Annotated in this window: 15 protein-coding genes, 8 tRNA genes, 2 rRNA genes and 1 other RNA gene; all 26 read left to right on the top strand. The window is 47.2% G+C overall.

Annotation, left to right across the window (positions count from 1 at the left end):
* Positions 1–396: 396 nt before the first annotated feature.
* The 26 genes from rpoE (at position 397) to ACR1R9_RS26590 (ending at position 22,385) form a co-directional block, all read left to right on the top strand.
* Positions 397–972 (top strand): DNA-directed RNA polymerase subunit delta, encoded by a 576-nt coding sequence (rpoE, locus tag ACR1R9_RS26715; RefSeq protein WP_076292187.1) that lies wholly within the window; start codon positions 397–399, stop codon positions 970–972.
* A 492-nt stretch (positions 973–1,464) separates the two neighbouring features.
* On the top strand, positions 1,465–3,069 hold the full coding sequence (locus ACR1R9_RS26710) for a CTP synthase (protein ID WP_076292186.1): 1,605 nt from the start codon (positions 1,465–1,467) through the stop codon (positions 3,067–3,069).
* Between the two features lie 219 nt (positions 3,070–3,288).
* Positions 3,289–3,675: a response regulator gene (locus ACR1R9_RS26705; RefSeq protein ID WP_024628781.1), complete on the top strand. Its 387-nt coding sequence runs from the start codon at positions 3,289–3,291 to the stop codon at positions 3,673–3,675.
* A gap of 260 nt (positions 3,676–3,935) precedes the next feature.
* Positions 3,936–4,790 carry a class II fructose-1,6-bisphosphate aldolase gene (gene fba, locus ACR1R9_RS26700; protein ID WP_024628780.1) on the top strand — a complete coding sequence of 285 codons (855 nt, stop codon included), beginning with the start codon at positions 3,936–3,938 and terminating at the stop codon, positions 4,788–4,790.
* Between the two features lie 149 nt (positions 4,791–4,939).
* Positions 4,940–6,193, top strand: a complete 1,254-nt coding sequence (locus ACR1R9_RS26695) for a UDP-N-acetylglucosamine 1-carboxyvinyltransferase (protein WP_063567653.1) — start codon at positions 4,940–4,942, stop codon at positions 6,191–6,193.
* Between the two features lie 469 nt (positions 6,194–6,662).
* Positions 6,663–7,988: a transcription termination factor Rho gene (rho, locus tag ACR1R9_RS26690; protein ID WP_076292185.1), complete on the top strand. Its 1,326-nt coding sequence runs from the start codon at positions 6,663–6,665 to the stop codon at positions 7,986–7,988.
* A gap of 99 nt (positions 7,989–8,087) precedes the next feature.
* Positions 8,088–9,362: a radical SAM protein gene (locus ACR1R9_RS26685; RefSeq protein ID WP_113055806.1), complete on the top strand. Its 1,275-nt coding sequence runs from the start codon at positions 8,088–8,090 to the stop codon at positions 9,360–9,362.
* Between the two features lie 103 nt (positions 9,363–9,465).
* Positions 9,466–9,663 (top strand): 50S ribosomal protein L31, encoded by a 198-nt coding sequence (rpmE, locus tag ACR1R9_RS26680; protein ID WP_024628775.1) that lies wholly within the window; start codon positions 9,466–9,468, stop codon positions 9,661–9,663.
* Between the two features lie 149 nt (positions 9,664–9,812).
* An RNA gene (ffs, locus tag ACR1R9_RS26675) (signal recognition particle sRNA large type) lies at positions 9,813–10,080 on the top strand.
* A 173-nt stretch (positions 10,081–10,253) separates the two neighbouring features.
* Positions 10,254–12,014: a DNA polymerase III subunit gamma/tau gene (dnaX, locus tag ACR1R9_RS26670; protein ID WP_433922299.1), complete on the top strand. Its 1,761-nt coding sequence runs from the start codon at positions 10,254–10,256 to the stop codon at positions 12,012–12,014.
* A gap of 48 nt (positions 12,015–12,062) precedes the next feature.
* On the top strand, positions 12,063–12,374 hold the full coding sequence (locus tag ACR1R9_RS26665; protein WP_024628773.1) for a YbaB/EbfC family nucleoid-associated protein: 312 nt from the start codon (positions 12,063–12,065) through the stop codon (positions 12,372–12,374).
* 34 nt (positions 12,375–12,408) lie between these two features.
* Entirely contained in the window at positions 12,409–13,008 is a 600-nt protein-coding gene (gene recR, locus ACR1R9_RS26660) for a recombination mediator RecR (RefSeq protein WP_062329683.1), read from the top strand.
* Between the two features lie 297 nt (positions 13,009–13,305).
* A complete protein-coding gene (locus tag ACR1R9_RS26655; RefSeq protein ID WP_076292182.1) occupies positions 13,306–13,581 on the top strand; it encodes a DUF2508 family protein in 276 nt (91 codons plus the stop codon).
* 38 nt (positions 13,582–13,619) lie between these two features.
* Positions 13,620–13,889 (top strand): pro-sigmaK processing inhibitor BofA family protein, encoded by a 270-nt coding sequence (locus ACR1R9_RS26650; RefSeq protein WP_063567659.1) that lies wholly within the window; start codon positions 13,620–13,622, stop codon positions 13,887–13,889.
* A 359-nt stretch (positions 13,890–14,248) separates the two neighbouring features.
* Positions 14,249–15,800, top strand: a 16S ribosomal RNA gene (locus ACR1R9_RS26645).
* A gap of 246 nt (positions 15,801–16,046) precedes the next feature.
* Positions 16,047–18,973, top strand: a 23S ribosomal RNA gene (locus ACR1R9_RS26640).
* The 16S and 23S rRNA genes sit together here with 8 tRNA genes alongside, the layout of an rRNA operon.
* Positions 18,974–19,058: 85 nt before the next feature.
* Positions 19,059–19,150: transfer RNA gene (locus ACR1R9_RS26635), tRNA-Ser, on the top strand.
* A 47-nt stretch (positions 19,151–19,197) separates the two neighbouring features.
* Positions 19,198–19,274, top strand: a tRNA-Met gene (locus ACR1R9_RS26630).
* A gap of 9 nt (positions 19,275–19,283) precedes the next feature.
* A tRNA-Val gene (locus tag ACR1R9_RS26625) sits at positions 19,284–19,359 on the top strand.
* A 5-nt stretch (positions 19,360–19,364) separates the two neighbouring features.
* Positions 19,365–19,440: transfer RNA gene (locus tag ACR1R9_RS26620), tRNA-Thr, on the top strand.
* A gap of 9 nt (positions 19,441–19,449) precedes the next feature.
* Positions 19,450–19,527 (top strand) — tRNA-Asp (locus tag ACR1R9_RS26615).
* Between the two features lie 20 nt (positions 19,528–19,547).
* Positions 19,548–19,623 (top strand) — tRNA-Phe (locus tag ACR1R9_RS26610).
* 9 nt (positions 19,624–19,632) lie between these two features.
* Positions 19,633–19,718, top strand: a tRNA-Tyr gene (locus tag ACR1R9_RS26605).
* A 7-nt stretch (positions 19,719–19,725) separates the two neighbouring features.
* Positions 19,726–19,798 (top strand) — tRNA-Lys (locus tag ACR1R9_RS26600).
* Between the two features lie 162 nt (positions 19,799–19,960).
* The gene (locus tag ACR1R9_RS26595; RefSeq protein WP_433922300.1) at positions 19,961–21,157 is read left to right on the top strand and encodes a PucR family transcriptional regulator; all 1,197 of its coding nucleotides are present in this window, start codon (positions 19,961–19,963) and stop codon (positions 21,155–21,157) included.
* Between the two features lie 103 nt (positions 21,158–21,260).
* Positions 21,261–22,385, top strand: a complete 1,125-nt coding sequence (locus ACR1R9_RS26590) for an ABC transporter ATP-binding protein (protein WP_076292011.1) — start codon at positions 21,261–21,263, stop codon at positions 22,383–22,385.
* Positions 22,386–22,430: the final 45 nt, after the last annotated feature.

Here is a 22,430-nt window from a genome sequence, read left to right as displayed (position 1 = left end):
GGAACCTGCCCTTTTTTTACAAAAACACATTCTCTTCGTGTCAAAACGGGCGCAGGGACATATGATGGATGGAGGGCTAGAGGGCTCTTGCGGGGACCCTGGTGAGGAGCGATCCTTCAAGGGTATACAGTCAGAAGGCGGAGGGGACTCCGTCTTTTTTATATGATGATGCTTTTTTTGCACAAAGGACGATATGCCCGCGAGTTAGATGTCTCTTACGGATCTGTACATTGCTCGTTTGGAGTTGCTTCTTGGAATTATGAGACATCCATACATAAAAACTTGCTTTTTGAGGCTAAATAGGTTTTACTTAGGTTTGTTAATGGATATGTTATACGTAACGTTCCAGTTCGTAGGGATATAAAGTGAATTTTGTGTGAGAGGAAGTGTCTGTCAGTGAGTACCTCGCTCAATTTGAAAATTGATAAAGAAAAGGTCAGAGAGATTCCTTTGGTGGACCTCGCCTTTATGGTGCTGAAAGCGGCCAATACGCCGTATTACTACCGTGATTTGATGAATGAGGTAGCTAAACAGCGCGGAATGACTGATGAAGAAATCAACGAGTTTATCGCCCAGCTATATACCGAGATTAATATCGATGGCCGTTTTGCTTGCGTCGGTACAAGTCTGTGGGGCTTGAAGCGCTGGTATCCGGTAGCTGGATCGGAAGATACCATGACGGGTGCGAAGCGTCCGCGCATCATCAACGATGAAGACGATGATCTGGAAGATGAGGACTTCGGGGAAGAGGAAGACAGCTATAACAGCGACGAAGACTTTGATAATTCTGACGATGATCAGGACGAAGATGATGATGACGATGATGATGACGAAGACGACATCTTTGACGAAGAAGATGGCGATGAAGAAGTTCTAGTTGAAGATGACGATTTGGAAGAGGAAGACCTCGATGAAGACGATGAAGAAGAGTCCGAAGACGAGGGTGAATTTGACGACGATTCCGATAAGTAGCAGTCATTTTTGATGTCGATAGTTTACCCGTTTTCCCCGCATAGTCAGCCTTGACAGCAGACGGGGTAACGGGTAAACTATTGCATGGGCTTATGAATGAGCGACAAAATATTTATGTTTTTTATAAAAAGTGCCCCGTCCTGCGGGAGTACTTTTTTTGTATTTTTAGAGGCAGAATTTTGCAAAATGATTTGAATTCCGCATGCTCCCGGCCAACAATCCGTGGTCTATTTTTGTATATCCAAAACACCAAATGGATCGATGCAATGATATCTATTTAGGGACAGGCACGGTAGTTGGCTTCCGGAAGGTTTGCACCATTCTACGCTGTAGAACAACGTTGTTTACACACGGTCTTCGCATGAAAGAGCAGTTCGCAGATGCAGGGAATTTCTGCCATTGCTCTTTTTAACGATGATTACCTGGGAAACGGGTTACGATAATACCATATATCGCCTGAATTTCTGTACTTATATTAGGAGGGTAATAATAGTGACAAAGTATATTTTCGTGACGGGCGGAGTTGTGTCCTCCCTGGGCAAAGGGATAACGGCTGCCTCGCTGGGCAGATTGCTGAAAAACAGAGGGTTGAAGGTAACCATTCAAAAATTTGATCCATACATCAATATCGACCCGGGAACAATGAGTCCTTATCAGCATGGTGAGGTTTTTGTAACGGATGATGGCGCGGAAACGGATCTTGACCTTGGCCACTACGAACGTTTTATTGACATCAACCTCTCCAAAAACAGCAACGTCACGACTGGTAAAGTATACTCCTCCGTCATCAGCAAAGAGCGGCGCGGGGAATATCTGGGCGGAACGGTACAAGTCATTCCACACATTACGAACGAGATCAAAGAGCGCGTATTCCGCGCAGGACGTGAAGCGGGTTCGGATGTTGTTATTACGGAGATCGGCGGTACGGTGGGTGACATCGAGAGCTTGCCGTTCCTGGAAGCTATTCGTCAAATCAAGAGTGATGTAGGTCGTGACAACGTCATGTACATCCATGTAACACTTATTCCTTACATTAAGGCTGCCGGCGAAGTGAAAACTAAACCAACGCAGCACAGTGTGAAGGAATTGCGCAGTATCGGAATTCAACCGAACGTCATTGTATGTCGTACAGAGTATGAGTTGTCCAAAGACATGAAAGCTAAAATCGCTCTCTTCTGTGACATTGATGAAAATGCCGTGGTGGAATGCCGTGATGCAGACACATTGTATCAAGTGCCTTTGAACCTGCGTGAAGAAGGTTTGGATGAGATCGTGGTAAACCACCTCAAGCTGACTACTCCTGCACCGGATATGAGCGAGTGGGAAGGGCTGGTTGACCGTATCAACAAGCTGAAGCATACAGTGGAGATTGCCATTGTAGGTAAATATGTAGCTTTGCATGATGCTTATTTGAGTGTTGTTGAATCCTTGTCTCATGCAGGATTTGCATCCAATGCTGATGTGAAGATCCGCTGGATTCATTCCGAAGATATCACGGATGAGAATGTGGGCGATCTGCTGAACGGCGTAGGCGGAATCCTCGTACCAGGCGGATTTGGTGATCGGGGTATTGAAGGTAAAGTATCGGCGATTCGTTATGCCCGTGAGAAACAAATTCCGTTCTTCGGTATTTGCTTGGGTATGCAGGTTTCCGTTATTGAGTATGCACGTTCCATCGTTGGTTTGACTGGAGCGAACAGCTCCGAGATTAATCCAGCTACAGAGTTCCCGGTAATCGACCTGTTGCCTGAACAAAAAGATATTGAAAACCTGGGTGGTACAATGCGTCTGGGTCTGTATCCTTGTAAGCTTCAGGAAGGTTCCCTGGCAATGTCTTGTTATGATGATGAACTGGTCTATGAGAGACACCGTCACCGGTACGAGTTCAACAATGAATACCGTGAAGCAATTGAAAAAGCCGGTTTGGTTATCTCGGGTACATCCCCGGATGGACGTCTGGTTGAGATCGTGGAGCTTCCAGGACACCCATGGTTCTTGGCAGTACAATTCCACCCGGAATTCACTTCCCGTCCGAACCGTCCGCAGCCGTTGTTCCGTGAGTTTGTAAAAGCTTCTCTGGAGAGCGCTGGAAAATAAGTATTATCATTAAGTTATAAATAAATGGATGTTCTTGGCAGCCGATAAGGGTGCCGGGGGCATCCTTTTTTAGTGGGTAAAGTTAAGCGAAAATGGTTTTTGGCATTTTGGGATGTAAGCAGGATTTCAATGGGTAAGGTAGAATACTTATCATGACGACTATGGGATTGTTATCCAGATTCAGACGTACATGCTTTCCTAATTCTAGGAGGTTACTCAGTGGAAAATAAAAAAGTGTTGATTGTTGATGATCAAAACGGTATTCGAATCCTGTTAATGGAAGTGTTCAGCAGCGAAGGATATAATACGTTCCAAGCGCCTAATGGGAAGATCGCCCTGGAGATAGTAAATAATGACAAACCTGATCTTGTGCTGCTTGATATGAAGATTCCTGGCATGGATGGCCTGGAAATTCTGAAACATATTAAGGAAATTGATCCGGATATCAAAGTCATCATGATGACGGCCTATGGTGAACTGGACATGATCAAAGAAGCTACGGATCTTGGAGCGCTCATGCACTTTACGAAACCGTTTGATATCGATGAAATGCGTGTGGCAGTCAATATGCAGCTTCGAAATGATACCGCGAATAAGTGCAGCTGAATCCTGTAGATACAGGATTTTTTTGCGTGTGAAGCTGTGAGAGTTAACGGGTGGGTATGCAGGGTATTTCGGTCAAGCATCCGGGGAATATTGGAAATGGGGACGTCGTCATGCTGTGTCTATGAAAACTGTGCTGCAAAGCACAGCATTTTTGCAAATGCTTGTTTAGTATTTGACATGGGATGTGGTATAATAAGCCCGTATGTGATTTCGGCTAAAAACCATAGACACAACCCAACACCCCTAGGAGGATTGAAACCATGCCATTAGTATCTATGACAGACATGTTGAACAAAGCACTCGAAGGAAAATATGCAGTTGGTCAATACAACATCAATAACCTTGAGTGGACTCAAGCGATTCTTGCTGCTGCTGAAGAAGAGAAATCCCCAGTAATCTTGGGCGTATCCGAAGGCGCAGCGCGTCACATGAGCGGTTTCTACACAGTAGTTAAAATGGTAGAAGGACTCATTCACGACATGAAAATCACTGTTCCAGTTGCTATTCACCTGGATCACGGTTCCAGCTTTGATAAGTGTAAAGAAGCGATCGATGCTGGATTTACATCCGTAATGATCGACGGTTCCCACCACTCCATCGATGAAAACATCGAAATGACTAAAAAAGTTGTTGAATATGCACACGCTAAAGGCGTTTCTGTAGAAGCCGAAGTAGGTACTGTTGGTGGACAAGAAGACGACGTTATCGGTGGTATCATGTACGCTGACCTGAACGAGTGTGTACGTATCGTTAAAGAAACAGGTATCGACACATTGGCTCCAGCTCTTGGTTCCGTACATGGTCCTTACCATGGCGAGCCTAACTTGGGCTTCAAAGAAATGGAAGAAGTTCGCGATGCAGTTAACGTTCCATTGGTATTGCATGGTGGTACAGGTATCCCTAAACATGATATCGACAAAGCGATTTCTCTGGGAACTTCCAAAATCAACGTGAACACTGAGAACCAAATTTCGTTCTCCAAAGTGGTTCGCGAAGTGCTTGCAGCTAAACCAGATGCTTACGATCCACGTACATTCATCGTACCAGGCCGTGATGCAATCAAAGAAACCGTTAAAGGTAAAATTCGCGAGTTTGGTTCCAACAACAAAGCGTAATTTTTCTTTACCAGTTCCATACAGTGTAAGTGGAAAGAACACCGCCTAGCCGGTGTCTTTCCATTTTCACGCCTTATTTCTACATCGAAAGCCAACAGCACGTATTGCCGTTAACCGGCTGCAAAACACGTAGGGGGACATTAAGCTTTATGGAAAAATTGATGATTAGTGGCGGACGTCCGTTACAGGGAACTGTAACTATAAGCGGCGCCAAGAACAGCGCCATCGCGCTTATTCCTGCAGCATTGCTTGCCGAGTCAGAAGTCGTGCTGGACAACCTGCCGCTTTTGAGTGACGTGGCGGTTTATGCAGAAATTTTGGAGGAACTCGGAGCTCGTGTACACTGGGAAGGCAGTCAGATGAAGATCGATCCTTCCGATATTAAATCCATTCCCATGCCGAATGGTCCCGTGAAGAAGCTTCGGGCTTCGTATTATATGATGGGGGCACTGCTTGGGCGTTTTAAAGAAGCAACCATTGGTTTACCCGGGGGCTGCAACTTTGAGCCTCGTCCGATTGATCAACATATCAAAGGGTTTGAAGCGCTTGGCGCAACCGTAACGAACGAACATGGCTCCATTCATTTGCATGCCAAAGAGCTGCGCGGAGCAAAGATTTATCTTGATGTAAGCAGTGTAGGTGCAACCATTAACATCATGCTGGCGGCTACTCGTGCCAAAGGCTCTACAATTATCGAAAACGCGGCTAAAGAGCCTGAGATTATAGATGTAGCAACACTTTTGAACTCAATGGGTGCCAGCATTAAAGGTGCCGGTACCGAAACGATCCGTATTGAAGGTGTGTCGGAGCTTAAGGGTTGCCGTCATTCCATCATTCCTGACCGTATACAAGCAGGTACGTATATGATCGCTGCGGCGGCGACGCGTGGCGACGTTCTGATTGACAATGTCATTCCCAAACATCTGGAGGCTTTGACGGCAAAGTTACTGGAGATGGGCGTGGGCATTGAAGAACTGGATGAAAGTATTCGTGTCATTGGCAAACCAAGCTACAATCATGTAGACGTTAAGGCACTCGTATATCCCGGTTTTCCGACGGATTTGCAGTCCCCGATGACCAGTGTGTTGACACAGGCAACGGGTGTGAGTGTCCTGAGCGACTTTGTATATAGCAATCGATTCAAGCACGTTCCTGAGTTGGTACGCATGGGCGCAAAAATCCGTGTGGAAGGGCGTTCAGCTATTATTGAAGGCAGTGCATTGAATGCGGCCAAGGTAAAAGCATCCGATCTTCGCGCAGGTGCAGCCCTGGTGATCGCAGGTCTCACCGTCAGTGAAGGTGTGACCGAAGTGACAGGCGTGGAGTTTATCGATCGTGGGTACGATCATCTAGTAACCAATCTGCGTCTGCTAGGTGCAGATGTGTGGCGTGAAACCGATTAATTCTGTATTGTATGACCAGTTTTACGGTATTCAAGTGATTATTTTTACAGAATTGCATATCCTTTCAGTAATTGGGTAAACCTGTTTTAATAGAGTTCTCAGTCTCTCCGGGATAAGACGAAATGTTCCTGTTTCCTTTACCGGAGGGTCTTTTTTTGAGTCAGACTTCATATGGCTTTAAGAACATCATTTCCTTTTCCCCGAACCCCGGTTTTGTTTGAACTGCGCTCCATAGCCGGTCTGCCCGGATCGAACGCCTCACGTATTCGTGTTCACTCACTAGCGGATCTTGCCGAAAGTTGGCTATCCCGCCCGGAAACTTACACTCAAAGACAAGTATTTGCATTATAACGGTTACATTCCGTACAATGGACAGAAGAGAAATGCAGAACGATGCTGCTCTTATAGCCGGAACATCAAGCGAAACTATCCATTTCACGGACTTATTAATTGAATAGGTGGTTATTATATGGATCTACAAATTTCCGATTTGGAAGAAATGAAACTAACGGACCTTTACAAACTGGCCAAAAAATATCAAATTCCCTACTACGGCACTTTAAAAAAGAAAGAATTGATCTTCGCTATATTACGTGCACAAGCTGAACAGAGTGGATTGATGTTCATGCAGGGTGTGCTCGAAATTCTACCTGAAGGTTACGGATTCCTTCGTCCGATCAATTACCTGCCAAGTACGGAAGACATCTACATCTCAGCCTCACAGATTCGCAAGTTTGACCTAAGAACAGGTGACCTCGTATCAGGTAAGTGTAGAACACCTAAAGAAAACGAGCGATACTTCGGTTTGCTGCAAGTCAACGCTGTAAATGGTGAGAATCCATCGGCAGCTGCGGAAAGACTTCACTTCCCGGCATTAACCCCATTGTACCCGCAGAAGAAACTGGTTCTCGAAACATCCCCCAACCATTTGTCCACACGCATTATGGATGTGCTCGCCCCGGTAGGACTGGGACAGCGCGGATTGATCGTAGCACCTCCCAAAGCGGGTAAAACACTTCTCCTCAAAGAAATTGCCAACAGCATCTCAACCAACAACCCAGAAATTGAACTATTTGTCCTGTTGATTGATGAACGTCCGGAAGAAGTTACGGATATGTCGCGTTCGGTTAAAGGGGAAGTTGTGGCTTCTACGTTCGATGAGCTGCCAGAAAACCATATCAAAGTTGCGGAATTGGTGCTGGAACGTGCGCTCCGTCTGGTTGAGGCGAAAAAAGATGTTGTTATTTTGCTGGATAGCATTACGCGTCTTGCTCGTGCATACAACCTGGTCATCCCACCGTCCGGACGGACACTTAGTGGTGGTATTGACCCTGCAGCATTCCATCGTCCGAAACGTTTCTTCGGTTCTGCACGGAATGTAGAAGAGGGTGGAAGCCTGACGATCCTGGCTACAGCATTGATTGATACGGGATCACGTATGGATGATATCATTTATGAAGAGTTTAAAGGTACGGGCAATATGGAGCTTCATCTGGATCGTAAGCTGGCAGAGCGTCGTATTTTCCCAGCTATCGACATTCGTCGTTCCGGTACACGTCGCGAAGAAGTGTTGCTGAGCAAGGAAGAACTTGATACAATCTGGGCGATTCGTAAAAACATGAACGATTCCCACGACTTTGTCGAAGGTTTCTTGAAGAAGCTGCGTAATAGCAAAACGAATGCTGAGTTCCTAGCGGCGTTTGATACAGCTGGCAGCAGTCCGACCAGCAACTCCGGATCGACTACGACTCGGCGCTCGCCAAGACAGACTGCGGCGTCCGGTACAACCACCTAGATTTACGTCTTTGATTTAACTCAAATTTTGCAGCGTTGCTGCTGGATTAACAATATACTCGTCGTTTGGCTTTAACCCATTAGATGTGAGGAGAACATCATGTATTTAGTATACGCAGATGAAAAAGGTAATGTATTTGATCACCCATCCCTGTACGGGCTTGCCCGCAGTGGAGATATGATTGTTGAAATTATGGAGGATGAGCTGATTCCTTTACCGGAAGGTGCAACGCTGGTTGGACTGCCGAGTACACGTCCGATTGGTATGGACCCGGAGACTGGCGAAATGCTGCCAATGCCTAGTGATACACAGGCGGTTGGGGCTTTGCTTCCACAAGGATTCACTCGGTTGTGTCTGCCGGGGTATGTAAAAACCGATAAAGAGTACAAACTGCCTTTGTTCGGTTACTCGGCTGTTGTGTGGAAAGATGGTCAGTTTTACGTCACTGCCCGGATGTCGGATCATCCAGATCAATGGAATCCGCTGAACTGTGATCGGGATGACGTACGTGCGGGTGTTAAACGTTTAACGAAGCAATATCCCGAAAATCGTCTCTATACCCATTTGTCCAATTGTGCGCTCGGATATGAATGTCTGACTTCATCCAACACCTTCCTGAATCGTTGGGAAGGCGGAGTTCCAGTATCCTATTCCTGCAACGCAGGCTGTTTCGGATGTATTTCCGAGCAACCAGATGATAGTGGCTTCGTTTCCCCGCAGACCCGGATGAATTTCCGTCCACGTGTGGACGAAATCGTTGAAGTAATGCTGGAGCACTTGAAAACGCCGGAATCGATTATCAGCTTTGGCCAAGGTTGTGAAGGGGAGCCTTCCACACAGGCCAAATTGATTATTGAAGCTATCCGTGAAGTGCGTTCTATTACCGACATGGGATATATCAATATTAATACCAATGCCGGTTTGAATGATCACATGAGAGGTATTGTTGATGCAGGGCTTGATCTAATGCGTGTAAGTACAATCAGCGCACTGGATGACCACTATAATGCATACTACAAACCTCGCGGATATACACTGGCCAATGTAGAAAAATCGATGAAATACGCTGCTTCCCAGGGTGTGTATACATCAATTAACTATTTGATCTTCCCGGGAGTAACGGATCGTGAGGAAGAGATTGAAGCGATGATTGAGTTTGCTCGCAGAACCGATTTGCGTCTTATTCAAATGCGTAACCTTAATATAGACCCGGAGAGCTATCTGGAATTGATTCCTCCAGCTCAAGGTGATATTTTGGGTATGAAACAAATGATTGAGATCTTTGAGGAAGAGCTGCCAGATGTCGTTATAGGCTCCTATACGCACGTTCCCCCAGCTGGAATGGCACGTCCCAAACGTCTGATCACCTCATGACAATAATGGATTGCAACCGGCATTAGGCCGTGTTATAATCTTCGATGTTGTGCCATTTACTCTGGGTCCGCTTGAGGCTCAGGGCGGAAAGAGGTGAAAGGTAATGAAAGCAGCAATTCATCCTAAATACACGATTGGTCAAGTATCTTGCGCTTGCGGGAATACTTTTGAAACTGGTTCGGTTAAAGACGGACTTCGTGTAGAGATTTGCTCCGCGTGCCACCCGTTCTTCACAGGTAAACAGAAGTTTATCGATGCTGGCGGCCGTGTTGATCGTTTCAAGAAAAAATACGGAATCTAATTCAGCAATTCCTTGGGGATTGTCTGACTATTACATCCAAATCACCTCTGCCGTTCCGGCAGGGGTTTTTATATGTTTTTATATGATTATATTGCTGCTCATTTCGCTCTGGTTGCAATTTAGACAACCTTAAGTTATACTATTTCTTACCGTGCTAGATGGGGAGGTAGCGGTGCCCTGTAACTCGCAATCCGCTACAGCGAGGTTGAATTCCTGCTAGAGGTTTTGTCGATGTGAGGTTTGGTCCCTTAACGTGGTGTTGACGGTTGGGTCCTCCGCAATGAGTACTCATGAACCTGGTCAGGTCCGGAAGGAAGCAGCCATAAGTGAGATCACTCTTGTGCCGGAGGGTCGCCTAGCCCGAGCTGTTGTTAAGGGGTGCCGCTTGGATCGCAAATATCGATAGCAGGTGCACGGCTTACCATTTAAATGTAGAGACCTTTGCAGTTGTATGTATGCAGAGGTCTTTTTGATATGTCTAAAAAAACCACGTATGATGAGTCAGATAAAGTTTGGATTCACCCCGGAATATAGTATAATGGGGGAACGACAAAGGACTCGAATGCGAAGTGGAAGGAAGGTAACGCATCATGGAGCATATCGCGTTATACCGGGCTTGGCGTCCCCAGTCGTTTCAAGATATGGTGGGACAACAGCATATTATTCAGACCTTGCAGAACGCGATTCGTGAACAGCGGACTTCCCATGCCTACTTGTTTAGCGGGCCCAGAGGAACAGGGAAGACGAGTGCCGCCAAGATTTTGGCCAAAGCTGTAAACTGCGAGCGTGGGCCTGCGCCTGAGCCTTGTAACGAATGTGAAGCTTGCCGCAGGATTACGACTGGCGCTGTGATGGATGTGCAGGAAATTGATGCCGCATCCAACCGTGGCGTTGAAGAAATCCGCGATCTTCGGGAAAAGGTGAAATACGCCCCGACTGAAGTCCGGCAGAAAGTGTATATTATTGACGAAGTGCACATGCTGACGACAGAGGCATTTAATGCGCTGCTCAAAACATTGGAAGAGCCTCCGCCACATGTGATGTTTATTTTGGCAACAACAGAACCCCATCGTCTTCCGGCAACGATTATTTCTCGCTGTCAGCGATTTGATTTTCGCCGGGTGTCCCTGGAAGAACAGACAGCACGACTTACGCTGATTTGTGAACAGGAAGGCATGGAAGCCGATCAGGATGCGCTCCAGTATATCGCCCGCTTGTCTGACGGAGGGATGAGGGACGCACTTAGTGTCCTGGATCAGATCTCTTCCTTTACAGATGGAAAGGTAACCTATCAGAAGGTTATGGATATGACCGGAGGCATTCCTTCCGAACAGTTTGCAAAGTTGGCTGCTTCTCTGCTCAAAGGCGATGTAGGTCATATTTTGCAAATGATCGAAGGGTTCATGCATGAAGGTAAGAGTGCGGACAAGTGCATGGAAAATTTACTTTATTATTTCCGTGATTTGCTTATGATTAAGATGGTGCCGGATGCAGATAAACTGACGGATCGGGTGCTTAATCCCGAGTCTTTCCGTGATATGGCAGAATCATTCACCAAGGAACAGCTATTCCAGATGATTGATACTCTTAATCGGTACCAGAGTGAGATGAAATATGCGGTACAGCCGCAGACGCTATTTGAAGTAGCACTTCTTAAACTGTGCAGTATTCCTGCTCAAGGGGCGTCATCAGGTCAGATGGCGGGTTCGGTCGGTGCGGCTCCTGCTGTAACCACACCAGCGGATGGTGGGGAGATCAACCGACTGAAGCAACAGCTTGCTGAACTGGAGAAAAAGCTGGATCGCGCGCTTAAGGGCGGTTTGTCTGGTGGGGAGGCTGCATCAAGTGCTCCTTCACGCCCGGCAACACGAGCTCCGGTGTCGAGAGGCAATTCGCCAGCGAAGCTGCCTGCACAGCTTGATCAGTACGTTGCACGTAAGGGATCGCCTGAGTTTGCGGAGGTTAGCAAGAAGTGGGGGCAGATCCTGCAGCGCGTCAAAGAAGAGAAAGTAACTGTTCACGCCTGGTTTATGGATGGTGAACCGGTATCGCTGCTGGAAGACAATGTTCTGGTGGCGTTTAAGAACAACATCCACCGTGAAACTACGGAGAAGCAGGCTAATCGCGAAGTAATTGAACGGGTGCTGTCTGAACAGCTTGGACGTTCAGCACGTCTTGTGACGATGATGCTCAAAGATTGGACTGGAGCGATGGAAGGAGCTACTGAAACGCCAAAGGAGGACTTTAAGCTTGAACCTGAGCATGAAGACGGCAGTTCAGGCAACAAGCAGCCTTGGATTGATGAAGCCATCCAGCTCTTTGGTGAGGACCTTGTAGTGATCAAAGAATAGATATACATGCGCTTGGCGCGATAACTATACCAAAGGAGATGAATAATCATGAACAACATGAACCAAATGATGAAACAAGTGAAGAAAATGCAGGAGCAAATGCTGAAGGCACAGGAGGAACTGGCGGACAAAACAGTCCAAGGTACTTCCGGTGGCGGTGTTGTAACTGCTGAAGTTAACGGACATAAGAAATTGCTGGCTATCACTATCAAGCCAGAAGCGGTTGATCCAGAAGATGTAGAAATGCTGCAGGATCTGGTTATGACAGCAGTCAATGACGCAATGACCAAAGCTGATGAAATTGCGAACCAAGATATGGGTAAATTCACAGGCGGCATGAAAATTCCGGGATTATTTTAATTAAAATTGATCCTATCAAAGGAGACGCAATCGATTGTATTATCCCGAACCGATAGCGAAGCTGATTGACGCCTTCACCCGTTTGCCGGGTGTTGGCCCCAAGACTGCAGCGCGACTAGCTTTTCATGTGCTTAACATGAAGGAAGATGACGTTATTGATTTTGCCAAAGCACTTGTCAGTGTGAAGCGGAATCTTCATTACTGTTCGGTGTGTTGTAATATTACGGATACTGACCCGTGTCGGATCTGTCAGGATAAATCCAGGGATGTTTCGGTAATCTGTGTAGTTCAGGATTCCAAAGATTTGGTGGCTATGGAGCGTACCAAGGAATTTGATGGATACTATCATGTGCTGCAGGGTGCAATCTCTCCTATGGAGGGGATAGGTCCGGATGATATCCGTCTGAAGGAACTTTTGACCCGTTTGAGCGATGAGCGCGTTAAAGAACTGATTCTGGCTACAAATCCGAATATCGAAGGTGAGGCCACGGCAATGTATATTTCCCGTCTGGTCCGTCCGTTTGAGATCTCGGTGACTCGGATTGCCCATGGATTGCCTGTTGGAGGCGACCTAGAGTATGCGGATGAAGTGACTCTTTCCAAGGCGCTGGAAGGGCGCAGGGAGATGAGATAGCAATGCGTGTTTCTTAATAAGAACATGCGTTTATAATGATTGTTATCCTAAAAAGAAAAGAATAGATGAGTTTGGATTACTTAGAGAGCCTACTAGGCTCTCTTTTTTTTGTTTTAATTCCCTTTCTAACGTTGCTTAATGTGAAGTCTCTCGTTTCTACTGATGTATGGTAATAAATTCATAGAATGTCGTTGAGATTAAAATAACGATTCAATAAATTATTTAGCTCAGTTCTAAGTTTGTCCTTTCCCTGATATGTATGAGAATATGCTGTGCTGATCAGGAAGGGGATGGCTTATGTTTACATGGCGAAATGTAGGAAGATCGGTGGAGAGACGTGAAAGAATGCTCAAGGAGATGGAAGAGGACCAGATTTATTCAGATATACAGAAAGCCAAGGCAGAGTGGGAACGGGCTGTTAGACAGTTTGAAGAGGCACAGGGGCAGGATGAGATCGATTATGCGATCTATGTACTGGAGGCCGCGGAGCGTAAATATCAGATTCATTTGAAGCGCGCTAAACGTGTAGGGATTAATAAGGCAGTTATAGGTGATCGGGGAGTGAGTATGTAGGTGGGGGTGTGACATTCAATTATGGAGGTGTTGAGAGTATGAAGAGTCTTATATTAGGCAGTGTGCTTGTTGTGTCGTTACTAGGACTGATAATCATCTTATTTAGAAAAAGAATTGGGCTATCTTTTTTTACATCATTCGGGATTCATCTCGTACTGGCTGCAGTGGGGATATATGTTGTTAATTATTCAGGTTGGATCACCGGAACTTACATTCCGCTGAACCCTGCTACAATAGGTACTGTAAGCATTCTGGGATTGCCGGGTGTTGGTTTATTATTGGGTTTGAAAATTTCTTTGTTTGGGTAGTTGACTCCTTCAATGTTTATATGGTACATTATATCTCGTTGCTTTGCTTGCTTGGTTAAATGCTTTTGACGAAATGATTGAGTTCGATAAGAACTCGAAAAAAGAATTTCAAAAAAAGCTTGACTGAAACAAACGAAGTATGGTATATTATAAAAGTCGCCGCTGAGAGAAAATGGTGACGAAAAAGCAAGAAAATTATCAAGTTTGATCTTTGAAAACTGAACAACGAGTGAGTAAACATTCTGCTTGCAGAATGAACGCGAAAGTTTGAGACAAGCCTTGGCTTGGATCGACTGGAGCACAAATGAGATTTTTAATCTCGTCAGTTTCAAAATGAGCTTATCGCTCTTTTCAATACTTTATTGGAGAGTTTGATCCTGGCTCAGGACGAACGCTGGCGGCATGCCTAATACATGCAAGTCGAGCGGACTTGATGAGAAGCTTGCTTCTCTGATAGTTAGCGGCGGACGGGTGAGTAACACGTAGGCAACCTGCCCTCAAGCTTGGGACAACTACCGGAAACGGTAGCTAATACCGAATAGTTGTTTTCTTCTCCTGAAGAGAACTGGAAAGACGGAGCAATCTGTCACTTGGGGATGGGCCTGCGGCGCATTAGCTAGTTGGTGGGGTAACGGCTCACCAAGGCGACGATGCGTAGCCGACCTGAGAGGGTGATCGGCCACACTGGGACTGAGACACGGCCCAGACTCCTACGGGAGGCAGCAGTAGGGAATCTTCCGCAATGGGCGAAAGCCTGACGGAGCAATGCCGCGTGAGTGATGAAGGTTTTCGGATCGTAAAGCTCTGTTGCCAGGGAAGAACGCTTGGGAGAGTAACTGCTCTCAAGGTGACGGTACCTGAGAAGAAAGCCCCGGCTAACTACGTGCCAGCAGCCGCGGTAATACGTAGGGGGCAAGCGTTGTCCGGAATTATTGGGCGTAAAGCGCGCGCAGGCGGTCATTTAAGTCTGGTGTTTAATCCCGGGGCTCAACCCCGGATCGCACTGGAAACTGGGTGACTTGAGTGCAGAAGAGGAGAGTGGAATTCCACGTGTAGCGGTGAAATGCGTAGATATGTGGAGGAACACCAGTGGCGAAGGCGACTCTCTGGGCTGTAACTGACGCTGAGGCGCGAAAGCGTGGGGAGCAAACAGGATTAGATACCCTGGTAGTCCACGCCGTAAACGATGAGTGCTAGGTGTTAGGGGTTTCGATACCCTTGGTGCCGAAGTTAACACATTAAGCACTCCGCCTGGGGAGTACGGTCGCAAGACTGAAACTCAAAGGAATTGACGGGGACCCGCACAAGCAGTGGAGTATGTGGTTTAATTCGAAGCAACGCGAAGAACCTTACCAGGTCTTGACATCCCTCTGATCGGTACAGAGATGTATCTTTCCTTCGGGACAGAGGAGACAGGTGGTGCATGGTTGTCGTCAGCTCGTGTCGTGAGATGTTGGGTTAAGTCCCGCAACGAGCGCAACCCTTGATCTTAGTTGCCAGCATTTCGGATGGGCACTCTAAGGTGACTGCCGGTGACAAACCGGAGGAAGGTGGGGATGACGTCAAATCATCATGCCCCTTATGACCTGGGCTACACACGTACTACAATGGCCGGTACAACGGGCTGTGAAGCCGCGAGGTGGAACGAATCCTAAAAAGCCGGTCTCAGTTCGGATTGCAGGCTGCAACTCGCCTGCATGAAGTCGGAATTGCTAGTAATCGCGGATCAGCATGCCGCGGTGAATACGTTCCCGGGTCTTGTACACACCGCCCGTCACACCACGAGAGTTTATAACACCCGAAGTCGGTGGGGTAACCGCAAGGAGCCAGCCGCCGAAGGTGGGATAGATGATTGGGGTGAAGTCGTAACAAGGTAGCCGTATCGGAAGGTGCGGCTGGATCACCTCCTTTCTATGGAGAATCGTTTCCCGAGTGGAAACATTCAAATACAAAATCTAGCCAGGTCGGCTAGTTACTCACTCGTTGCTCAGTTTTGAGAGCTCAAACTCTCAAACAGCTTGCTTTTGCATGGAGCTTGTTCTTTGAAAACTAGATATCGAAACGAAAATTGCGAATTAGAACATTCCTTTTTAAGCTGAACTTGTGTAAACAAGTTTCAATAAAAACGGTAGATTGCATTTGCTCATCTGAGCAATTGGTTAAGCTACTAAGAGCACACGGAGGATGCCTAGGCGCTAGGAGCCGATGAAGGACGTGGCGAACAACGAAACTGCCTCGGGGAGCTGTAAGCAAGCTTTGATCCGGGGGTGTCCGAATGGGGAAACCCAGCTGGGGTAATTTCCAGTTACTCATAACTGAATACATAGGTTATGTAGAGGCATACCAGGGGAACTGAAACATCTAAGTACCTTGAGGAAGAGAAAACAATAGTGATTCCGTCAGTAGCGGCGAGCGAACGCGGAGAAGCCCAAACCAGAGAGCTTGCTCTTTGGGGTTGTGGGACATCTCACATGGAGTTACAAAGGAGCCGGTTAAACGAAGAGGTCTGGAAAGGCCCGCCAAAGAAGGTAAAAGCCCTGTACTTGAAAGTCTGGCTCTCTCCGAGATGTATCCCGAGTAGTGCGGGGCACGTGAAACCCCGTATGAATCCGGCAGGACCATCTGCCAAGGCTAAATACTTCCTAGCGACCGATAGTGAAGCAGTACCGTGAGGGAAAGGTGAAAAGCACCCCGGAAGGGGAGTGAAATAGAACCTGAAACCGTGTGCTTACAAAAAGTCAGAGCCCGTTTTAGGGGTGATGGCGTGCCTTTTGTAGAATGAACCGGCGAGTTACGTTCCCGTGCAAGGTTAAGGTGAAGAGCCGGAGCCGCAGCGAAAGCGAGTCTGAATAGGGCGATGTAGTACGTGGACGTAGACCCGAAACCGGGTGATCTACCCCTGTCCAGGGTGAAGGTGCGGTAACACGCACTGGAGGCCCGAACCCACGCACGTTGAAAAGTGCGGGGATGAGGTGGGGGTAGCGGAGAAATTCCAATCGAACTCGGAGATAGCTGGTTCTCCCCGAAATAGCTTTAGGGCTAGCCTCGGAAAACAGAGTCGTGGAGGTAGAGCACTGATTGGGTGCGGGGCCCGCAAGGGTTACCAAGCTCAGTCAAACTCCGAATGCCATAGACTTACTTCCGGGAGTCAGACAGTGAGTGCTAAGATCCATTGTCAAAAGGGAAACAGCCCAGACCATCAGCTAAGGTCCCCAAGTGTGTGTTAAGTGGGAAAGGATGTGGAGTTGCACAGACAACCAGGATGTTGGCTTAGAAGCAGCCACCATTGAAAGAGTGCGTAATAGCTCACTGGTCGAGTGACTCTGCGCCGAAAATGTAACGGGGCTAAACACACCACCGAAGCTATGGCTTGATGCTTTGCATCAGGGGTAGGGGAGCGTTGTATAAGGGTTGAAGGTGTACCGTAAGGAGCGCTGGACATTATACAAGTGAGAATGCCGGTATGAGTAACGAAAAGATCAGTGAGAATCTGATCCGCCGAAAGCCTAAGGGTTCCTGAGGAAGGCTCGTCCGCTCAGGGTAAGTCGGGACCTAAGGCGAGGCCGAAAGGCGTAGTCGAAGGACAACAGGTCGAAATTCCTGTACCACCGTAAGCCGTTATGAGCAATGGGGGGACGCAGCAGGGTAGTGACGCGGACTGATGGATGTCCGTCTAAGCAGTGAGGCTGATGTGTAGGCAAATCCGCACATCGTAAGGCTGGGCTGTGATGGGGAGCGAAAATTATAGTAGCGAAGGTCATGATCTCACACTGCCAAGAAAAGCCTCTAGCCAGGTGATGGTGCCCGTACCGCAAACCGACACAGGTAGGCGAGAAGAGAATTCTAAGGCGCGCGGAAGAACTCTCGTTAAGGAACTCGGCAAAATGACCCCGTAACTTCGGGAGAAGGGGTGCCCCGGTAGTGTGAATAGCACGAGGGGGCCGCAGTGAAAAGGCCCAAGCGACTGTTTAGCAAAAACACAGGTCTGTGCGAAGCCGTAAGGCGAAGTATACGGGCTGACGCCTGCCCGGTGCTGGAAGGTTAAGGGGAGCGGTTAGGAGCAATCCGAAGCTGTGAACCGAAGCCCCAGTAAACGGCGGCCGTAACTATAACGGTCCTAAGGTAGCGAAATTCCTTGTCAGGTAAATTCTGACCCGCACGAATGGCGTAACGACTTGGGCGCTGTCTCAACGAGAGATCCGGTGAAATTTTAATACCTGTGAAGATGCAGGTTACCCGCGACAAGACGGAAAGACCCCATGGAGCTTTACTGCAGCTTGATATTGAATTTGGGTACGATCTGTACAGGATAGGTGGGAGCCTTTGAAGCATGAGCGCCAGCTTGTGTGGAGGCACCGTTGGGATACCACCCTGATCGTATCTAGGTTCTAACCTGGTACCGTAATCCGGTGCGGGGACAGTGTCAGGTGGGCAGTTTGACTGGGGCGGTCGCCTCCTAAAGAGTAACGGAGGCGCCCAAAGGTTCCCTCAGAATGGTTGGAAATCATTCGAAGAGTGCAAAGGCATAAGGGAGCTTGACTGCGAGACCTACAAGTCGAGCAGGGACGAAAGTCGGGCTTAGTGATCCGGTGGTACCGCATGGAAGGGCCATCGCTCAACGGATAAAAGCTACCCTGGGGATAACAGGCTTATCTCCCCCAAGAGTCCACATCGACGGGGAGGTTTGGCACCTCGATGTCGGCTCATCGCATCCTGGGGCTGAAGTAGGTCCCAAGGGTTGGGCTGTTCGCCCATTAAAGCGGTACGCGAGCTGGGTTCAGAACGTCGTGAGACAGTTCGGTCCCTATCTGTCGTGGGCGTAGGAAATTTGAGAGGAGCTGTCCTTAGTACGAGAGGACCGGGATGGACGTACCGCTGGTGTACCAGTTGTTCCGCCAGGAGCACCGCTGGGTAGCTATGTACGGACGGGATAAGCGCTGAAAGCATCTAAGCGTGAAGCCCCCCTCAAGATGAGATTTCCCAGTATGTAAGACCCCTTGAAGACGACGAGGTAGATAGGCTGGGGGTGGAAGTGCAGCAATGCATGGAGCTGACCAGTACTAATCGGTCGAGGGCTTATCCAATATGCAAGTTGTAAATCGCACATTTCGTTTCGGATCTAGTTTTCAGGGAGCAATCCTTGTAAGCATTGTTCATGATTGTCTATTTGGAGAGATACCCAAGTGGCTATAAGGGGACCCTCTGCTAAGGGGTTAGACTGCGTAAGCGGTGCGAGGGTTCGAATCCCTCTCTCTCCGCCATCTTTACCTTAAGATGGACAAGCAATCAAGATCAATATTATTAATATGGCGGTGTAGCTCAGCTGGCTAGAGCGTACGGTTCATACCCGTGAGGTCGGGGGTTCGATCCCCTCCGCCGCTACCATATTACCCAGGAGGCTTAGCTCAGCTGGGAGAGCATCTGCCTTACAAGCAGAGGGTCGGGGGTTCGATCCCCTCAGCCTCCACCATATACGCCGGTGTAGCTCAACTGGTAGAGCAACTGACTTGTAATCAGTAGGTTGGGGGTTCAAGTCCTCTCGCCGGCACCATTAATGCCTGGAACCGTGGTGTAGTTGGCCTAACATGCCTGCCTGTCACGCAGGAGATCGCGGGTTCGAATCCCGTCGGTTCCGCCATTAATCTAAAAATTTAATAAGGCTCGGTAGCTCAGTCGGTAGAGCAGAGGACTGAAAATCCTCGTGTCGGCGGTTCGATTCCGTCCCGAGCCACCATGTAATCCTGGAGGATTAGCGAAGTGGCCAAACGCATCAGACTGTAAATCTGCTCCCGTACGGGTTCGGTGGTTCGAATCCATCATCCTCCACCAGTTTTTCGAGTCATTAGCTCAGTTGGTAGAGCACCTGACTTTTAATCAGGGTGTCGAAGGTTCGAGCCCTTCATGACTCATCTTTTAAAAAAGAGTGATTGATCATTAATTTGATTAATCACTCTTTTTTGTTGTAGATAAATAAATTAATAATGTGGAAACTCTAATAAAGACTGAAAAAGGCGATGCTGCGCAAGATATGATAAAATAATAGAAAAAAGCAGAGTGGTGGCGTTCATTATATGAAGCTCATACCTGATCTAAAACAACAAATCGAAGCAATTATAGGTACTACATTGGACGAATCCGTGATAACTATAGAAGAATGGAATCAATATGGATTAAGCTCAGCTTATCGTAGAACTGTTCCAGTGGCTCATAATACTCTTACAAAAGAGGCCGAAGGTTTCATAGGTGATGATAAGAAGATGGTTGGTTTGGCTAAGGATGTAAGCAGTTGGCGTACACAAGACCTTATATATTTTAAAGTCGGGATGAACGAGGAAGAAGGTACTCTTTTATATTGGGCATGTTCTGTTGATGCCGTTACGCTGGAAGTTCAGCGTTTAATTGAACTTCTCATTAGTAGTCATAAGGAATCTTTAGATGAAGAACAGCCTGTGATATATGAAAATGATAGAGAACAACAGCTTGCTGAATTGGGACAATGGCTTCGCAAACAGATTGAGCAAACAGTCCAGCAGGAGCCTATTCCAGATCGTTTTTCACTGGATGGAGAATTGAATACAGAGAAAATCCCATTTCTACTTCAATGTGAGACACCTGATGCCCATCGCATACGTTCGAAGGAATTGAATAAGTTGCTCGAAAGTTATTTCGGTGAAGAGATTATACTGATTCCTGTGGGAGCGCAGGAGTGGGTGTTTCTAGGTGATGAACAGATTGTCACTGGCGAAGCTGAAGAGGATACGACGGAAGCCAGAAAGGATTTACTGAATGCCTTTTGTCAGGGGCTCTATGAATTGGTGGCCAGTGAATGGGCGGGCGTATTTCATTTGTCTGCATCCTTACCATGTACCCCTGCAAAGCAGCTATCTCCTGTCACGGCACTTCTTCAAGAGAGTGTACACTTGGGCAGGGCTTTCCATGTCGCACAACACATCCATCTCCCTTGGGATCTGCAACTCGAACGTTTGGTAGATAGCATTCCTGTGCAACAACGTCTTCGTTTTATACAGGAAACGGGCAAAGGTACTGTGTTATTTAGTGATAGTGAGACACTGGCTACGCTGGAGACCTTCTTCAATCTCGATTGTAATGTGAGTGAGACGGCAAAGCGACTCTTTATTCATCGTAATACTTTGGTATATCGTTTGGATAAGATCAAACAGGAGATCGGATATGATGTCAGAAACTTCGAAAGTGCTGTTCTGGTAAGGCTTTTACTGCTTATGTACAAAGTGACGAAAAAGCTTTGATATTTTTGTGCAGTTTGCGAATAGTCAAACATCATGCAAATGGGTTAATATAAAACTACAAAATGTATTCGATTACAAAATGATCTCTGAGGAGGCAACAATCATGGCTGGTGTACGTTTAGAGCATATTTTCAAAAAATACCCGGGTTCTGATAAAGCAACAGTAGTTGATATTAACCTGGACATTAAAGATAAAGAGTTTCTGGTACTGGTAGGTCCGTCCGGTTGTGGTAAATCAACAACACTGCGTATGATCGCAGGCCTTGAGGAAATTTCTGAAGGTAAACTCTATATCGGTGACCGTGTCGTTAATGACGTTGCTCCTAAAGACCGCGATATCGCGATGGTATTCCAATCCTATGCCTTGTATCCGCATATGAGCGTATACCAAAACATGGCGTTTGGTCTGAAATTGCGTAAAGTGAAAAAAGATGAGATCGACAAACGTGTACGTGAAGCAGCTAAAATCCTGGATATCGAGCATTTGCTTGAGCGTAAACCTAAGGCATTGTCCGGTGGTCAACGTCAGCGTGTCGCTTTGGGACGTGCGATCGTCCGTGATCCACAAGTGTTCTTGATGGATGAGCCTCTCTCCAACTTGGATGCTAAACTTCGTGGTCAAATGCGTGCTGAGATCACTAAACTTGCGAAACGTTTGGAAACAACCGTTATCTACGTAACGCATGACCAAATCGAAGCAATGACAATGGGTGATCGGATCGTTGTTATGAAGGATGGTATCATCCAACAAGCAGCTTCTCCAGAAGAGCTTTACAACCACCCTGCTAACCTGTTCGTAGCTGGTTTCATCGGTTCCCCGACAATGAACTTTATCTCGGGTAAATTGGCTGAGCAAGGTGCTAGCCTGCATTTCGTAGCTCCTGGTGTGGACGTTGAAATCCCACAAGGTAAAGCACAAGTGCTGAAATCTAGAGGATACATTGGTAAAGAAGTCATTCTGGGTGTTCGTCCAGAAGACATTCACGAAGAGCCAGTATTCCTGGAAGCATCCCCGAACTCTGTATTCTCTACACACGTAGACGTAACAGAGAACTTGGGTCACGAAATGCTCCTCTACTTGAGCGGTGTAGGTAACGACACTACAATCGCACGTGTAGATGGACGTTCCAACACTCGTGATGGTTCCACAGTTAAAATGGCAATTGACATGAACAAAGTTCATATCTTTGACAAAGAGACTGAAGCAAACGTTCTTCTTCAAGACTAATAGTACTGAGATTCATCGGTAACGATGGAATCTATCAGTTAACGC

Source organism: Paenibacillus taichungensis (assembly GCF_050994985.1).
GTDB classification, from domain to species: Bacteria; Bacillota; Bacilli; order Paenibacillales; family Paenibacillaceae; genus Paenibacillus; species Paenibacillus taichungensis.
This window is presented reverse-complemented; position numbering and strand designations above follow the sequence as displayed.

Bases quoted from the DNA above. Each gene is read 5' to 3' on its own strand.
- fba (WP_024628780.1), top strand. From the start codon at position 3,936: ATGCCATTAGTATCTATGACAGACATGTTGAACAAAGCACTCGAAGGA.
- ACR1R9_RS26695 (WP_063567653.1), top strand. From the start codon at position 4,940: ATGGAAAAATTGATGATTAGTGGCGGACGTCCGTTACAGGGAACTGTA.
- rho (WP_076292185.1), top strand. From the start codon at position 6,663: ATGGATCTACAAATTTCCGATTTGGAAGAAATGAAACTAACGGACCTT.
- ACR1R9_RS26685 (WP_113055806.1), top strand. From the start codon at position 8,088: ATGTATTTAGTATACGCAGATGAAAAAGGTAATGTATTTGATCACCCA.
- rpmE (WP_024628775.1), top strand. From the start codon at position 9,466: ATGAAAGCAGCAATTCATCCTAAATACACGATTGGTCAAGTATCTTGC.
- dnaX (WP_433922299.1), top strand. From the start codon at position 10,254: ATGGAGCATATCGCGTTATACCGGGCTTGGCGTCCCCAGTCGTTTCAA.
- ACR1R9_RS26665 (WP_024628773.1), top strand. From the start codon at position 12,063: ATGAACAACATGAACCAAATGATGAAACAAGTGAAGAAAATGCAGGAG.
- ACR1R9_RS26655 (WP_076292182.1), top strand. From the start codon at position 13,306: ATGTTTACATGGCGAAATGTAGGAAGATCGGTGGAGAGACGTGAAAGA.
- ACR1R9_RS26650 (WP_063567659.1), top strand. From the start codon at position 13,620: ATGAAGAGTCTTATATTAGGCAGTGTGCTTGTTGTGTCGTTACTAGGA.
- ACR1R9_RS26595 (WP_433922300.1), top strand. From the start codon at position 19,961: ATGAAGCTCATACCTGATCTAAAACAACAAATCGAAGCAATTATAGGT.
- ACR1R9_RS26590 (WP_076292011.1), top strand. From the start codon at position 21,261: ATGGCTGGTGTACGTTTAGAGCATATTTTCAAAAAATACCCGGGTTCT.